The 14,957-nt window shown below is 70.5% G+C and carries 11 protein-coding genes and 1 riboswitch; of the genes, 6 read left to right on the top strand and 5 right to left on the bottom strand.

The features are described 5' to 3' along the window. Positions 1-13: 13 nt before the first annotated feature. Together AMO33_RS20695 and AMO33_RS20700 are read right to left on the bottom strand one after the other, a co-directional pair. A complete protein-coding gene (locus AMO33_RS20695; protein WP_011212135.1) occupies positions 14-844 on the bottom strand; it encodes a hypothetical protein in 831 nt (276 codons plus the stop codon). A 451-nt stretch (positions 845-1,295) separates the two neighbouring features. Then, positions 1,296-1,583: a hypothetical protein gene (locus AMO33_RS20700; protein ID WP_011212134.1), complete on the bottom strand. Its 288-nt coding sequence runs from the start codon at positions 1,581-1,583 to the stop codon at positions 1,296-1,298. A 650-nt stretch (positions 1,584-2,233) separates the two neighbouring features. Here AMO33_RS20700 and AMO33_RS20705 point away from each other — a divergent pair. Continuing rightward, positions 2,234-3,001 carry a dienelactone hydrolase family protein gene (locus tag AMO33_RS20705; protein ID WP_060593951.1) on the top strand — a complete coding sequence of 256 codons (768 nt, stop codon included), beginning with the start codon at positions 2,234-2,236 and terminating at the stop codon, positions 2,999-3,001. Positions 3,002-3,112: 111 nt separating this feature from the next. Here AMO33_RS20705 and AMO33_RS20710 read toward each other — a convergent pair whose 3' ends face one another. Then, positions 3,113-4,294 (bottom strand): ATP-binding protein, encoded by a 1,182-nt coding sequence (locus AMO33_RS20710; protein ID WP_011212131.1) that lies wholly within the window; start codon positions 4,292-4,294, stop codon positions 3,113-3,115. Positions 4,295-4,408: 114 nt separating this feature from the next. Here AMO33_RS20710 and AMO33_RS20715 point away from each other — a divergent pair, with 114 nt between their 5' ends. The 3 genes from AMO33_RS20715 to AMO33_RS20725 all read left to right on the top strand — a co-directional run bounded on the left by AMO33_RS20715 (position 4,409) and on the right by AMO33_RS20725 (position 6,132). Next, a complete protein-coding gene (locus tag AMO33_RS20715) occupies positions 4,409-4,681 on the top strand; it encodes a hypothetical protein (RefSeq protein WP_228789923.1) in 273 nt (90 codons plus the stop codon). A 206-nt stretch (positions 4,682-4,887) separates the two neighbouring features. Then, positions 4,888-5,059, top strand: a riboswitch (cyclic di-AMP (ydaO/yuaA leader). Between the two features lie 79 nt (positions 5,060-5,138). Further along, positions 5,139-5,726 (top strand): C40 family peptidase, encoded by a 588-nt coding sequence (locus tag AMO33_RS20720; RefSeq protein ID WP_050768356.1) that lies wholly within the window; start codon positions 5,139-5,141, stop codon positions 5,724-5,726. Between the two features lie 10 nt (positions 5,727-5,736). Further along, the gene (locus AMO33_RS20725) at positions 5,737-6,132 is read left to right on the top strand and encodes an RNA-binding S4 domain-containing protein (RefSeq protein ID WP_011212128.1); all 396 of its coding nucleotides are present in this window, start codon (positions 5,737-5,739) and stop codon (positions 6,130-6,132) included. A 6-nt stretch (positions 6,133-6,138) separates the two neighbouring features. Here AMO33_RS20725 and AMO33_RS20730 read toward each other — a convergent pair whose 3' ends face one another. Continuing rightward, positions 6,139-10,515: an SDR family NAD(P)-dependent oxidoreductase gene (locus tag AMO33_RS20730; protein WP_060593953.1), complete on the bottom strand. Its 4,377-nt coding sequence runs from the start codon at positions 10,513-10,515 to the stop codon at positions 6,139-6,141. Positions 10,516-10,788: 273 nt separating this feature from the next. On the opposite strand from AMO33_RS20730, the gene AMO33_RS20735 reads away from it, so the two are divergent. Continuing rightward, on the top strand, positions 10,789-11,754 hold the full coding sequence (locus AMO33_RS20735) for an MBL fold metallo-hydrolase (RefSeq protein ID WP_231857929.1): 966 nt from the start codon (positions 10,789-10,791) through the stop codon (positions 11,752-11,754). Between the two features lie 31 nt (positions 11,755-11,785). On the opposite strand, the gene AMO33_RS20740 is transcribed toward AMO33_RS20735, so the two are convergent. Beyond that, positions 11,786-12,760, bottom strand: a complete 975-nt coding sequence (locus tag AMO33_RS20740) for an NAD(P)H-dependent flavin oxidoreductase (protein ID WP_060593954.1) — start codon at positions 12,758-12,760, stop codon at positions 11,786-11,788. A 340-nt stretch (positions 12,761-13,100) separates the two neighbouring features. Between AMO33_RS20740 and fadD5 the strand changes: the two genes are divergently transcribed. Next, positions 13,101-14,672, top strand: a complete 1,572-nt coding sequence (gene fadD5, locus AMO33_RS20745) for a fatty-acid--CoA ligase FadD5 (RefSeq protein ID WP_011212124.1) — start codon at positions 13,101-13,103, stop codon at positions 14,670-14,672. The last annotated feature ends 285 nt before the right edge of the window (positions 14,673-14,957 follow it).

The raw sequence follows: 14,957 nt of genomic DNA on the forward strand, positions 1-14,957 counted from the left end.
AAGCTGGGGCGGGTCAGTTGATGAACCGCAGGTCCGAAATGGTGTCGCTGGCGACCAACATGACGTAGAAGTCGGTCAGCACGAGGGTTCCGAGCGTGGTCCAGGCCAGTGCCATGTGCCGGGTGTTGAGCTTGGAGACCTGGGTCCAGAACCAGTAGCGCACCGGGTGGGCGGAGAAGTGCTTGAGCCGTCCGCCCGCGATGTGCCGGCAGGAGTGACACGACAGCGTGTAGGCCCACAGCAGGATCACGTTGCCGAGCAGCACGATGTTGCCCAACCCGAACCCGAAACCCCCGTCGGCGCCGTGGAAGGCGACCAGCGCGTCGTAGGTGTTGATCACCGAAACCACCAGCGCCACATAGAAGAAGTAGCGGTGGGCGTTCTGGACGATCAACGGCAACCTGGTCTCGCCGGTGTAGCGCCGGTGCGGCTCGGCCACCGCACAGGCGGGCGGGGAGAACCACACCGAGCGGTAGTACGCCTTGCGGTAGTAGTAGCAGGTCAGCCGGAAGCCGAGCAGGAACGGCAGCACCACGAAACCGAGCGGGATCCACATCGGCAGTTCCGGGAACGGCTGGCCGAAGTGACTCGAGCCCGGCACGCAGGAAGCGCTCAGGCACGGCGAGTAGAACGGCGTCAGGTAGTGGTACTCGGGAACCCAATAGGCCGTTCGCACAAAGGATCTGATCGTCGCGTAGACGACGAAGGCGCCCAGGCCGAGCACGGTGATCAGCGGTGGCAGCCACCAGCGATCGGTGCGGAGGGTGCGCTCGGCGATGCGGGCTCGGGTCTTGCTGAATACGCCCGTCCCCGCCTCGGGGACGACGGTCGGTGCGGCACTCACGGGAGAACGCCTCGCTGTTTCGCTCGGCGGGCGGGTATCGATGCCGTCCGCGATCTTATGTGATGCACAGCACCTTACGTCACCGCGGCTATCGCATGAGTGCGGTCTCGCCGATCTACCCGGGCGGTCGGAGGGGTGATTTGCGCCACATTTCGCCACGGGGATGGCGGGTGATCGTCGCCGCGCGGGCGGCGGTTCGGCCGCGGGCAGATGTTCTCGGGTCTTCGTCGACAGGGGGATGGGTGGCGGCACCGACCGGCACGTCAACTGGCCGAACTCGGTCGCCGTCGACGCCGAGGCTGCGTTCCGTCTCCGACCACGCAGATGCCTCCGACCACGCAGCGTGCATCCGACTGCGCAGATGCATCCGACCACGCAGGTGTTCGGCGCGTGCGGAGCCTGCCGCGGACCGGCGCCGGACGGTGGCGGCCCACGACGGGGTGGTCCGGTGTCAGGTGGTGCGCGGGCGGGAGTGGAAGCCGAGCCCCTCGTCCTGGGCGCCCATCCAGGCCGCTTCGTCGGACTTGCTGTCCGGGACGTAGATGGTGTCCTGCGGTCTGCGGCGGATCTCCGGCGGCGGCGCCTGCTCGAACTCGTCGGCGTCGATCATCAGCCGCTCGAGGTCGTTCTCCAGTCGGCGCACGGTGTTCGCGTCGCCGTAGTGGGTGCGCAGTGCGCCGATGGATTGCCGGAGCTGGTTGACCGCGTAGCGCAGTTCGGCGATATCGCTGCGTGTCATCGTTACCTCCTGTGTTCCTGGCGGACGTGCGGACCCGGCCGCGGACCGGATCGGACGAATCTGCCCAGGCCGCGCATGACCGAGTCGTGTGACCCACCACACAACGTGATCTACAACACAGTACAGAAGGAATCGCGATCAGTCTCGTGGAATACCGGGCGCGACGATTGCTTGGTGATTGCTCACAGGCGTTGGGTGCCGCGCGCTGGGAATGCTCCGCAACCGGGTGCGTCGGCTGAAGCGTTGTGGTACAAGCAAATTCGGCGTGGTGGTGATCTTGCGCCTCGTTGCGGGCGGGGTTACCGAGCGATAGGTGGGGGTGAAGGCGGCCCGGGGGCTGCGAGCATCTCGTTCCCCGTCGAGAAATTTCTATTGAATTCTAGCTTCAAGACTAGATGAGGGAAGATTTAGGAATCATCGGCAGCGCGGTGGGAAGGAACCGCGTGCCGACGGCCGGAAGGACCGGAACGATGGCACCGGAAAAGATGTTGGCGTGCTCGTCCCGCGCTGCTACGTTTCGGGGGCCGTGCGAGCGAACGAGGAGGTGGTACCCGGTGAACGAATCGACATGGGTGCTCCCCTGCGGGGTCACGGTCGGACGATAGGTCGTCCGGGAGCGCCGCTCGACTGCACTCCCGAAAGGCACGACCGTGCAATTCACTTCCGAACAGCACCTCGATTCCGCATCCGGCCGCGGCGGCGTCCTCGAACGCAGATTCGTCCTCGGCGACATTCCCGGAATCCTCTGGACGCCCGGCTTCGGGTCGGCACCGGCCCCGCTCGTCCTGGTCGGTCATCCCGGCGGCCTGCCCACCATGTATCCGCGGCTGGTGGCCCGGGCGGTGCACGCCGTGGCGAACGGCTTCGCCGCGGCGACCATCGAACTCCCCGGCTGCGGTGAGCGCCCCCGTTCCGTCGCCGCCGACGAGGCCAGGGCCGAGCTGCGCGAAGCGGTCGCGGCCGGGGCCCCGGTCGCCGACGAGATCGTCGACCGGCTCGTACTCCCGCTGGTCGAGCAGGCCGCCCCGGAATGGCGGGCCGCCCTGGACGCGCTGCTCGCGGTGCCCGGCATCGGCGGACCGGTCGGCTACTCGGGCGGGGTGTTCGCGCTCGGCATCCGGCTGGCGCTGGTCGAACCGCGCATCGCGGCAGCCGTGCTGTTCGCCGGGAGTTACGTGCCGCGCGTCATGCTCGACGAAGCCCGGCAGGTGCGGATTCCGCTGCTGGTCCTGCTGCAGTGGGACGACGAGGGAAACGACCGGCGACAGGCGCTGGAGGTGTTCGACGCGCTCGGATCGCGGGAGAAAACCCTGCACGCCAACATGGGCGGGCACACCGGAGTCCCGTGGTTCGAGGGAGACGATGCGAACCGGTTCTTCGCCCGGCATCTGAAGTCGGCAGACTCTACAGATGTCTAATAATCCGGCTAGATCGCGGAAGATTCCTCGACAGATCCGCGGGCGCGGTGAATCCATGCCGCTTTCTCGGTATGTCTTGGATTGGAGCTAGAAATGAGTAGAAAGGGCTGATCACACGCTCCGCAGGTAGCGGCCGAAGTGCGGCACCGTGAACCCGATGGTGCCGCGCTCGGCGGAGTAGATCAGCCCCTTCTTGATCAGGCCGTCCCGCGCGGGCGAGAGCGAGGCGGGTTTGCGGCCCAGCTCGGCCGCCACCGCCGAGGTGGCCACCGGCCCGTCGTCGCCGGCCAGATCCGCCATCGCCCGCATGTACTCGCGCTCGGCCGGCGTGGCCCGCTCGTAGCGGGAGCCGAAGAAGCCGACCGCCAGCTCCTCCTCCGCCGCGGGGGCCGCGACCGCCACGTCCTCGGCGGTGATCGGGCTCTCCGGCGCCTGATCCCAGGTGGCCTTGCCGTAGGCCTGCACGAAATACGGGTAACCGTCGGCCTTCTGGTAGAGCGCGGCGAGCGCCTCGGGGGTGAACGTCACGTCCTCGCGTTCGGCCGGTGCGATCAGTGCCTGGTCGGCGGACTCGCGATCGAGCCGGTCGATGCGGTGGTAGCTGAACAGCCGCTCCGAGTAGCTCTTGGAGGCGGAGAGGACCGCGGGCAGGTGCGGCAGGCCCGCGCCCACCACGATCAATGGCGCACCGTCCTGGCTGAGTTCGTGGCAGGCACCGCAGATGGCGGAGATGTCGGCGGCGCCCAGATCCTGCATCTCGTCGATGAAGATCGCCATCCCGACGCCGATGTCGCCGGCGAGCGCGGCCGCCTCCTTGAGCAATTCGACCAGGTCGATCTCGATGTCGCCGGAATCGGCCCGGCCCGAGACCGCGGGCACGTCGATGCCGGGCTGCCACCGCTCCCGCATCCCCTTGTCCGCGGTGGCGCGCAGGGCGAAGGCCTTGAGGATGCCGAGGAAATCGTCGACCCGTTCCTGGTTGCGATGCGCCATCGCCACCGCCCTGGTCGCCATGTGCAGCGCCGAGGACAGCGGCCTGCGCAGATCCTGGTCGGGGCGGGCCTCGATCTTGCCGGTGCCCCAGCCGCGCGAGATGGCGGCGGAGCGAAGTTGGTTGAGCAGCACGGTCTTTCCCACGCCGCGCAGACCGGTGAGCATCACGCTGCGCTCGGGGCGGCCCCGGGCCACCCGCTCCAGCACGATGTCGAAGGCCTGGAGCTGCTTGTCGCGTCCGGCGAGTTCCGGCGGGCGCTGACCCGCTCCCGGGGCATACGGGTTGCGCACGGGGTCCATGCCCCGACACCGTACCGCGTGACCATCGAGAAATCTTCCGATGTATTTGGCAAGTCGTAGATTTGGCTATCGTTGATGCGGGTCCGCCACCCGAGGTGGCTACCATCGGAGCTCATGTCCGAGGAGCAGGTCCCCGCCACCACCGCCGAGGTCGTCGCGGGCTGGGCCGTGCCCGCCGGTGCCCGGAAGGCGAGTGTCATCAAGGCCGCCCTGCTACAGGCGCTCGAGGACGAGGATTTCCAGGCTCCGGAACTCGTCGCCGATCTCGTCGTCGGTCCGCTGCTCATCGCGGTGGGCGAACTGGAGGTGGCACTCGGCGACGCGCAGCGCCGGATCGCCGTTCTCGAACGCGCCCTCGCCGACCGATTGCCGCCTGAACAGCGCTGATCCCGATCGGGGTGCCAGCCGGAAACGCCGCGTGGAGCGGGCGATATCGAAGTGTTATGTAACGGTCTCCCAGCGGTCTCGGCGGCTGTCCAGGGAATTTTCACAGCGTCGCGAAATCGCAGGTCTGTGCGCTGGACAACAGGGTCGCGACGTCGTAATCTTCTCGTGACTTAGTGGAGGGTGTCGCTTCGGAAGAGGAGGGCGCCACTGAGTCACCGCCTTAACGGCTGTCGGGGCCAGTGTGATCTCGGCTGCCGTGCCGGGGATACCCACAGCGCACTGGGGTGAATCCGCGCCAGGTCGACAGCCTGCGCGGTAGGGCCGATCTTCCCGGCCCGAACCCGTCGGGTGAACCGGTCGGCGGGAGAGCAAGGAAGATCGGAGACTCAGCTCGGTGGGTAAACACAGCTTGCAGCGGGAATCGCGGCTGCCGAATTCCGTGAAGGGTGCTCTCGTCATGGGCGCAGTTGCTGCGACCGGCGCGATGCCCGCTGTTCCCGCGATGGCCGCCACGGTCAACATTCCCGGCCTCGGCGATTTCGACGTCCCGGTGCCGCAGGAGTTCGAACAGCCCGTCCAGCAGCTCAACCAGCAGCTGCAGCAGGCCCTGGCCGCCCCGCAGGGTGGCGTGCAGCAGGCGCCGCTGGCCGCTCCCCAGTTCCCCAGCTTCCAGATCCCGGCGCCGTTCCAGCAGACGACGCCCGGTGACATCGCCCTCGACGCCGCCAAGACCAAGGTCGGCGCCATGTACTCGTGGGGCGCGGCGGGCCCGTCCACCTTCGACTGCTCCGGCCTGGTGAAGTGGGCCTACCGGCAGGCGGGTATCGAGCTCCCCCGCACCAGCTTCGAACAGTCGCATGTCGGTGCCCCGGTCGCCTTCGAGGACCTGCGCCCCGGTGACATCGTGGTCACCAACGGCGGCGGCCATGTCGGCCTGTACGCCGGTGACGGCAAGCTCCTCAACGCGGTGCAGTCCGGTCAGCCGGTGTCCTACACCCCGCTGCGCCCCGACATGGTCGTCACCGCGCGCCGCATCGCCGACTAATCTGGATCGGGTGCCGCACCGAGAACACGACGCACCGACGCAGGCCAGGGTCGATTCCTGGACGTGGTCGGTGCGGCTGTTCAAGACCCGGTCCGCGGCAGCCGAAGCCTGCCGCGGTGGTCACGTCCGAGTCAACGGGGCCACCGCGAAACCGGCGCAGCCGGTCCGCCCGGGTGACGAGGTGCGTATCCGAGTCGGCGGCACCGAGCGCATCGTGATCGTCGAGCGGATCGTCACCAAACGGGTCGGTGCTCCGATCGCCGCCCAATGCCTGATCGACCGCAGTCCGCCGCCTCCGCCGAAGGAACTCCTCGCCGCCATGCCGCGGCGCGACCGCGGGTCCGGTCGGCCCACGAAACGGGAACGCCGCGAGACCGATCGCCTGCTCGGTCGCCGCGACTCCTGAATTTCCTCATTCGATCTCCCCGCTCCCGATCAGCAGATGCGGCACGCGGTGGCGCAGCGCCGCCCCGAGCAGCTCCGCACCGCGCCGAACGGCCGCACCATCGAGGTCGGCGGGTTCGCCACCCGGCTGCCGCCGGATCTCCCAGCCGAGAGCGAGCACCCGGCGTCGCCCGCCCGCGAGCGCATCGGCCGCTGCCGACGCGGCGGCATAGGCGGCGCGGCCCGGCGCGCCGAGGGTGCCCGCCGCCGAGGTGAACAGCAGGACGAAGTCGGTCGGGTCGTGCGCGGTGAGCGCCAGGAGGTGCCGCGCGGCGGTGACCTTCGGCTCGAACAGCCGGGTGAGCTGCCCCGCTGTCACCTCGGCGAACGCCGCGGTCTCGAAAACCTCCGCGGCGTGGACGAGTCCGCGGATGGTGGCGCCGTCCTCGCGGATGTCACCGAGCGCGGCCGCGAGTTCGGCGCGATCGGCCACATCGCAGCGGACCACCACGAACCGATCCTCGAGGCCGTCGAGGGGCGCGGGCACCGGCCGAGGCGCCCGGGTGAGGACGACGACGTCACGCGCGCCCGCGTCGAGCAGCCAGCGCACCGCGACCGCGCCGAGTCGCCCGAGCCCACCGGTCACCACGTAGGTGCCGCCCGGATCGATCCGGGGCGCGGGCAACGGATCTGCCGGTACGGCACGGAGCCGACGTGCGGTGACGCCGTCGGCGCCGATACGTAGTTCCGGGTCGTCGAGTATGTGGCGTCCGGTGAGCAGGTCGGCGAGGCGCGCGAGCGTGGGCGGGTCGTCGTCGGCCCACACCACGCGCACCGGGGTACCCGTTTCCGCGCGCAGGGTGCGGGCGAGGGCCGCTGCGGCCCAGGCGGATTCGGCGTCCGCTCCGCCACGGAGGGCGGGGCGGGGCAGGACGAGGGTGAGTTGTCCGCGACAGCGTTCCCGGAGACGCCGCAACACGTCGAGGGCGTGGTGGGCGGCCGCGGCGGCGGTGGCGTCGGTGCCGTGCGGCCAGACGAGCACGGCGGCCGTGTGCCCGGCGTGGTGGTCGGGCGCCGCCGGTTCCGGGGTGGCGCACAGGTCGGTGCGGATCGTCCGGTCGGTCGCCCGCGCGAGCCGCGCCGCCGTCGCGGAATCGCCCACCACCAGCAGCCGCGCCGGTTCGCCGTGGCCGGCGCCGGGAGCCGGGGTGACCGGCAGCCACACCTGGGTGCGGAAGGGCGCGCTCTCCGCGGGCCGGACCGTCGCGGCGTCGTCCCCTTCGCGGAACCGGATGCGGACGTCGCGCAGCGCGAGCAGCGGCACGCCGTCCCGGTCGGTGCCCACGACGTCACCGGTCAGTGCGTGCGGTGCGCGTTCCCGGACGGTGGCGTGCGCCTCGACGGCCGCGCCGCCGTCCGGAGCCAGCCACACCGTGCCGATCGCGGACACCTCCGGAACGAGCTTGCCGGTCAGCATGTCGCGCGCGGCGGCGACCACCAGGTGCAGGCACTGTTCGACCGCGATCGATGCCTCGCCGTCGGTGCTCAGGACGCCGAAGGTGCGGCCACCGCCGGTCTCGATCCGTTCCGGAATCGGGAATCGCGGGCCGTACTCGACGCGGTGGCGTCGCAGCGACGTGTAGTAGGCGCCGGGGCCCAGCGGCCGGAGGCGGCGCCGGGCGGTTCGGCCGTCGTCCACGAGCCGCATCCAATCGACGATGTCGGCGGGCGTCGGCCCCGGCACCGGCCGGGCCACGGCCACCGTACCGTCGGGGCCGGTACCGTCGGCCGCCGTACCGTCGGGCACCGTGACCCGGAAGCCACCCGGGCCGTCGTCCCGGAATCGCGCCTGGCGCAAGTCATCTGGTGCGACGAGACGACCGAGCGCCAGATCGGTCAGCATCTCGCTCGCCGCGTGCCGCCGGGCCAGGTGCAGCAACGCGCTCACCCAGTATCCGACGGGCACGGCCGGACGGCCGCCGTACAGGTGGTCGATCACCCCGGGATGATCGAAATCCGGTTCGGCTCCGGCGATCACGGCCGGTAACGGTGAGCCGACGGCGGTGTGCCGCCAGCGGCGCCGTGGCGGTGGGACCGTGAAGGGACCCTGCCGTGCCCAGTCGACGCGGCGGCCCTCGGCATGCAGCGCGGCCAGGGCGTGCAGCAACGCGGCGGCCTCGTCGTCGCCACCCGTGGTGTAGGTCGACGAGGCGAATTGCTCGAAACCTTCCACGGCGGCGGCGAGTTCGGTACTCGGACCGATCGTGAGCACCGACGATGCTCCCGCGTCGATCGCGCGAACGAGCGCCGCGTCGAGATGGACGGCGTCGCCGAGGTTGGCGCCCCAGTATGCGGCGTCGGTCGCCGCCCCGGCGAGCAACCCGCCCCGGCGGACAGTGGAGTAGAACGGGATGCGCGGCGTGCGGGGGGTCAAGCCGGCCAGGTGTCCCGCCAGTTCAGCGCCCGCCACCGGATCCGCCGGGTGGTCCCGGCCGAGTGCGCGGGCACGTAGGCCCCGTCGCATCGCCCGCCGCACGACGGTGTCGACGTCGGGCGGGTACCCGGAGATGACCACCGATTGTGGGCCGCGGGCGGCGGCTATGGTCACCGTGTGGCGCAGCGGCGCGACCAGCCGGGCAGCCTCGTCGATGGAGGCCAGGAGGAGCGCCGAGGACCAGGGGTGGGTCTGCGCGGCGCCGGATCGGTCGAGGTTCTCCCACTGCGGTGGGGTCGGCTCGGTGTCGATGTGCCGCGGCACCCGATGTGCCACGGTCCTGCTGTACTCGACGGCGACCCGCGCCGCGTCGGCCGTGGTCAGGGCACCACTGACGGCAGCGGCGGCGATCTCGCCCGCCCCGTACCCGCAGACGCCACTCGGCTGCACGTCCCAGGCTTCCAGCAGGCGGGCCACGGCCACCTGGTGCGCGAAGGTGGCCAGGTGGGCGAAGGCCGGTCCGGCCCACCCGCTGTCCGGGGCGACCCGGAAGCCGAAGCGCGCTGTCCAGATCCGTGGACCACCCGCCGACCGGATCGCGTCGGCGATCGCGGCCACCGCCTCGGCGTAGGCGGGGAACCGGGCGGCCGGCGCTCGGCCGAGACGCGGACCGGGTTCGCTGGGGCCGGCGAAGACGAACAGCAGGCCGCCGCGGTGCCGTGGGCGTGGCGCGACGATGCCGGCCCCGGTCGCGCCCGCCGCGAGCGCGCGCAGGCGGGCATCGGCCTCGCCCAGGTCGGCGGCGAGCACGGCGGCACGGAGGGCGAGCGGCAGTTGACGGGTGGTGGCGCAGGCCAGTTCGTGCAGCGCGAGCCGATCGCCACGGGCCCGGTCGTGCGGCGCGGCGTAGCGCAGGTGATGGGCCAGACGCAGGGCGGTCGTGCCGAGTTCGCGCCGATCCCGGCCGGAGACGGCGATGACGACCGGTGGGTCGATCGAGCGCGGAAGCGCCTGAGCCGCATTGCGAAGCACCGTGATCCGGCTACCGGGAACCCGCGTTCCCTTGCCGCCCCATCCGGTACCCTCCTCGCTGCCGCTGCCGCTGCCGCTGCCGCTGCCGCTGCCGCTGCCGCTGCCGCTGCCGCTGCCGCTGCCGCTGCCGCTGCCGCTGCCGCTGCCGCTGCCGCTGCCGCTGCGGATTTCGTTGGGCAGCAGGGGCTGCGCTGCACCGGTGGATGTAGCCGTTGCACCGTGGTCGAGTGCGCGGGTCTCCGACTCCATCGACACGATCGCGCGCAGCACCCGCATGACGGATCGTGCTGCGGGCAACGGGTCGGAACCGACCGCGGCCTCACCCACCGACCTGCCGTCGTCGATCTCGAGCACGGCGTGGACGCGAGAACCCGCGCGCCGGGCATCCGCGACGCGCTGGAGCACCAGCACAGCACAACCGGCGCGGCGCGACTCACCCGCGGCAACCGGATCACGCTGTGCCACAGCGCCGTCCACGGCATCGTCGGGTTCGACATCGACCCCCACCACGATGACCCACGGCACCGCCCGGTCCACCAGCAACCGGATACCGGACTCGACCGCGCACTCCCCACGGTCCGTCACCACCGGCGAACTCGGCCCGTACAGCTCGAACAGCCGCGAAATACCCTGTGCCGGAGCGGAATCAGCACGACCGCTCTCGGGCTGATCGCGCCCGGGACGCACCGCGACGACGACCGCCGCGTCCGACCCGCGCAGCCGGTATCCGATCCCCGCGTCGTCGATCGCCTCGACCACCACCTCGAGCGCCAACCGCAGCCGCGGATCGAGCACGGCCGCTTGCGGCGCGGTGAGGCCGAACCACTCGCTGTCGAACACGTCGACCCCGGCGACGGGCACGTCGGTGCCCGGCGGGCGGCGCAGGTCGTCGAGGTGGCCGACGCCGGGCAGGCGGCAGCCCATGCCGATGACGGCCACCGGAGGACACCGCCGGGGCGGGGAAACGGAACCGGCTGTCATCGCATCGCGCGGACCATCGAGGCGGCGGAACTGCCACGCATCGCGTCCTCCCTCCCCGGCGCCGGTCGGCCGTGCGCGGTTCCCCCGCGATTATGCCGCACCCCCGGCCCGCTCGGCAGGCGTCTTCGCCTGTGCCCGTTGCCCTTTCGCGACACGCCGCGATCCGACCGGAGCTGTCGCGTGTCGCGGCGGCCCTACCCGTGGTGGCGCCGATCGCCTACCGTGGCATCCGTGCCCGACTCCGAACTCGCGCCACGGGCGGTGCGTACTCCCACGCTGCCCACCGTGTTGCGCTGCTGCACCGCCCTGGCGGCCACCCCACCGCGGCTGCTCCGTCCGCGTCGCCCCGACCGGGCGCTGCTCGCCGGCATCACCCTGGCCGATCCCCCGCCCGCGCGGGCCGAGGTGCGGCTCACGGCACTGACCCAGGCACGCACGTCGGCGCCGGAGATCCTCGTGGCCGAGGGGGTACGCAGCCTGCGCGAGGTGCCGATGACCTACGCCGCGTTCCTGGTGGAACATCCCCGCGCGCGGTTCCTCGTCGACCCCGCGATGTGCGCCGAGGCGCAGCGGCGGGTGCTGCGCGAACTGCCGTTCCCGGTGCCGCTGCTGGTGGGACCGGAAAAGCCGGTGCGCGGCCTGGCCGACGCGCTCGCGGCCGTCGGAATGACCGGTGACGACGTGGATTTCGTGATCGCCACCCATCTGCACTGGGATCACGTGGCCGGTCTGCTCGAGCTGCCCGGATCGGTGCCGATCCGGCTGCCCGCGATCGAACGGGACTGGGCGATGGATGGCCCGCGCGCGCCACTGGGGGTGGCACGGGGCCCGCTGCTCGGCCGCGAATTCGACACCGTCGAACTCGACGGTCCGCCCGTGCTGAGCTTCGCGCGCAGCAGGGATCTGTTCGGCGACGGCTCGGTGCTGCTGGTCGACCTGGCCGGGCACACGCCGGGCAGCATCGGGGTGCTGCTCGCCGTCGACGACGGCACCCGCGTGCTGCTGGCCGGTGACGCGGTGTGGAGCAACCTGCAGGTTCGCCTGTTGCGCGAGAAGGCCCCCATGCCCGGCCTGCTCTTCGACGCCGACCGCGAGGCCGCGTTCGCCACCATCCACCGCCTGCACGCGCTCCCCGCCGCGATCGAGATCATCGCCGCCCACGACCACGCCGCCGTCGTGGCCCGGGCGCGCGGCTGAGCCAGGCGCGCCCGGGGGCCGAGCGAACCGATCAGGCCACGACGACGTCGGCCAGCCGGGACCGGATCAGCTGCTCGGCCTCTTCGACCATCCGGCCGATCAGCTCGGCACAGGTGGGGATGTCGTGGATGAGGCCCTGGGCCAGGCCCGCGGACCAGATGCCCGCGTCCAGGTCGCCCTCCTCGAAGACCCGGCGCCCGCGCGCCCCCGCCACGAGCTCGCGCACGTCCTCGAAAGTGCCGCCGGCCTTCTCGATTTCGACGACCTTGCGGCTGACCTCGTTGTCGGCGACGCGGGCGGTGTTGTGCATGGTGCGGAAGATCAGCTGGGTGTCGAGTTCGCTGTTGGCGACGATCTGTTCCTTGACCTGTTGCGCGATGCCGGATTCCTGGGTGCACAGGAAGCGGGTGCCCATGTTCACCCCGTCGGCGCCGAGGGCCAGCGCGGCGACCAGGCCGCGGGCGTCGGCGATGCCGCCCGAGGCGATCATCGGGATCTCGAGCACGCGAGCGGCGGCGGGGATCAGGATCAGGCCGGGGATGTCGTCCTCACCCGGGTGCCCGGCACATTCGAAGCCGTCGATGCTGACGCCGTCGACGCCGATCTTCTGCGCCTTGAGCGCGTGCCGCACGCTGGTGCACTTGTGCAGCACCTTGATGCCGGCTTCCTTGTAGTACGGCAGGTAGGGCTCGGGGTTGCTGCCCGCGGTCTCGACGATCGTGATGCCCGATTCGATGATGGCCCGCACGTACTCCGCGTACGGCGGGGGGTTGATCGAGGGCAGGATCGTGACGTTGACGCCGAAGGGCTTGTCGGTGAGTGCCCGGGTGCGCTCGATCTCCTTGCGCAGATCGTCCGGGGTGGGCTGGGTCAGTGCGGTGAGGAAACCGAGGCCGCCCGCGTTCGCGACCGCGGCGACGAGTTCGGCCCGGCCGACCCACATCATGCCGCCCTGCACGATCGGGTGCTCGATGCCGAACTCCTCGGTGAACCTGGTACGCAGCATTGCGCTTCTCCTCTGTCTCGCGCGGGCGTGCCAGTCCGCCCTGCCGCCACGATGGTGACACGACCTACTCCCGGCGTTCAACCCGTAAGTAAGCCAGGATTCGCATACTTGTTCGGCTTCTCTCGCCTGTTGAGGCGCCTGGACGCCGGGCGGAAGCGAATGTTTGCCCAGGTGGAAGTGTTGCGAGTGGCACGACCGTGCCATCGAGAGGATTAACGTCGATTCATCTCATCCGCCCTTGCCGCTCGAAGAAGTTAGTTGTTATTCTCGTCTCAGTTCAGCCCGTCGATGATGCCGGCCACCCGGGATGGCACAGGACGGCCGAGAAGGAGTACGTGGGATGACCACTGGTGCACAGGCGCTCGACGAGCCCATCCGGTCGCGACGCAATCACTGGAACAACCAGCTCGCCACGCATGCGCTCATGCGGCCCGACGCGGTGGCGCTGCGGTTCAAAGGTGTCGACACCACGTGGAAGCAGCTGCACGAGCGCTCGGAGAAGTTCGCCGACGCACTGGCCCGCCGCGGAGTCGGCTTCGGCGACCGGGTGCTGATCCTGGCGCTGAACTACCCCGAATACATCGAGGCCGTCTTCGGCATCAACGCCCTCGGCGCGATCGCGGTGCCGGTGAACTTCCGCCTCACCCCGCCCGAGGTCGCCTACATCGTCAGCGACAGCGGCGCGAAGGCGATCGTCACCGACACCATGCTGCAGCCGCTGGCCGCCGCGGTGCGCGCCGACGCGCCCGCGCTGGAAACGCTCGTGGTGATCGGCGGCCGGAGCGATGAGGGCGTGCTCGGCTACGACGACGCCCTCGCCGAGGACGGCGCACCGCACGCCCCCCTCGACATCCCCGAGGACACCCCCTCGCTGATCATGTACACCTCGGGCACCACCGGCAGCCCCAAGGGCGCGGTGCTCACCCACGCCAACATGAACGCCCAGGCACTGACCTGTATCCGGGCCATGGAGATCACGCCCGAATCGGTCGGCTTCTGCACCTCCCCGCTGTTCCACATCGCGGGCCTGGGCAGCCTCGCGCCGTACTTCATGCTCGGCGCCAAGACCGTGCTGCATCCGCTGGGCGCGTTCAACCCCACCGAGTTCCTCGACGCCGTCGAGGCCGAGCAGGCGACCACCGCCTTCTGCGTGCCCGCGCAGTGGCAGGCCATCTGCGCCGAGCCCACCGTCAAGCAGCGCAAACTGGCGCTGAAGATGCTCAGCTGGGGTGCCGCCCCCGCTTCGGACTCGGTGCTGCGCGCGATGGCCGAGTGCTTCCCCGAAGCACAGAACGTGGCGGTGTTCGGTCAGACCGAGATGTCACCGATCACCTGCGTACTCGAGGGCAAGGACGCGCTGCGCAAGCTCGGCTCGGTGGGCAAGCCGATCCCCACCATCCAGGTGCGCATCGTCGACGACGAGATGAACGACGTCGCCCCCGGCGAGGTCGGCGAGATCGTCTACCGCGGCCCGACCCTCATGCAGGGCTACTGGAACAAGCCCGAGGCCACCGCGGACGCGTTCGAAGGTGGCTGGTTCCACTCCGGCGACCTGGTGCGCACCGACGAGGAGGGCTTCGTCTGGGTGGTCGACCGCAAGAAGGACATGATCATCTCCGGCGGCGAGAACATCTACTGCGCCGAGGTGGAGAACGTGCTCTTCAGCCACCCGAAGATCCGTGAGGCCGCCGTCATCGGCCGCTCGCACGACAAGTGGGGCGAGGTGCCGGTGGCCATCGTGGCGCTGAACAACCCCGACGACGAGCTCACCCTCGACGAACTCGAGCCGTTCCTCAACGAGAACCTGGCGCGCTACAAGCACCCCAAGGATCTCGTGGTGGTGGCCGAACTGCCGCGCAACGCCAGCGGCAAGGTCGTCAAGGTCCAGCTGCGCAAGGACTACTCGTCCTAGACCTCGCTCCGCGCACCGTCCGTGAACTGGGCACGGATCGGTGACCGACGGCGCGGGCGGACACGATCTCCACCGGAGCAGATCTCATCCGCCCGCGCCGTTGCCGTGTCCGGGGTAGGTCGCGATTCGGCCGCACCACGCGGCGCGCAGCGCTACCCTCCTCCGCTGACCATTCGCCGATCCGCTCCGTGTCGAACACCCGCAACTGCGACATGTCGACGGGGTATCGATGCAGGATGCCGTTGTCGCTCATCATCGTTTGCCTCCTGAGCAAACGTTGTCAGT

The organism is Nocardia farcinica (assembly GCF_001182745.1).
Classification (GTDB): Bacteria; Actinomycetota; Actinomycetes; order Mycobacteriales; family Mycobacteriaceae; genus Nocardia; species Nocardia farcinica.

Bases quoted from the DNA above. Each gene is read 5' to 3' on its own strand.
- AMO33_RS20710 (WP_011212131.1), bottom strand. From the start codon at position 4,294: ATGGACCCCGTGCGCAACCCGTATGCCCCGGGAGCGGGTCAGCGCCCG.
- AMO33_RS20740 (WP_060593954.1), bottom strand. From the start codon at position 12,760: ATGCTGCGTACCAGGTTCACCGAGGAGTTCGGCATCGAGCACCCGATC.
- fadD5 (WP_011212124.1), top strand. From the start codon at position 13,101: ATGACCACTGGTGCACAGGCGCTCGACGAGCCCATCCGGTCGCGACGC.
- AMO33_RS20700 (WP_011212134.1), bottom strand. From the start codon at position 1,583: ATGACACGCAGCGATATCGCCGAACTGCGCTACGCGGTCAACCAGCTC.
- AMO33_RS20715 (WP_228789923.1), top strand. From the start codon at position 4,409: ATGTCCGAGGAGCAGGTCCCCGCCACCACCGCCGAGGTCGTCGCGGGC.
- AMO33_RS20720 (WP_050768356.1), top strand. From the start codon at position 5,139: ATGGGCGCAGTTGCTGCGACCGGCGCGATGCCCGCTGTTCCCGCGATG.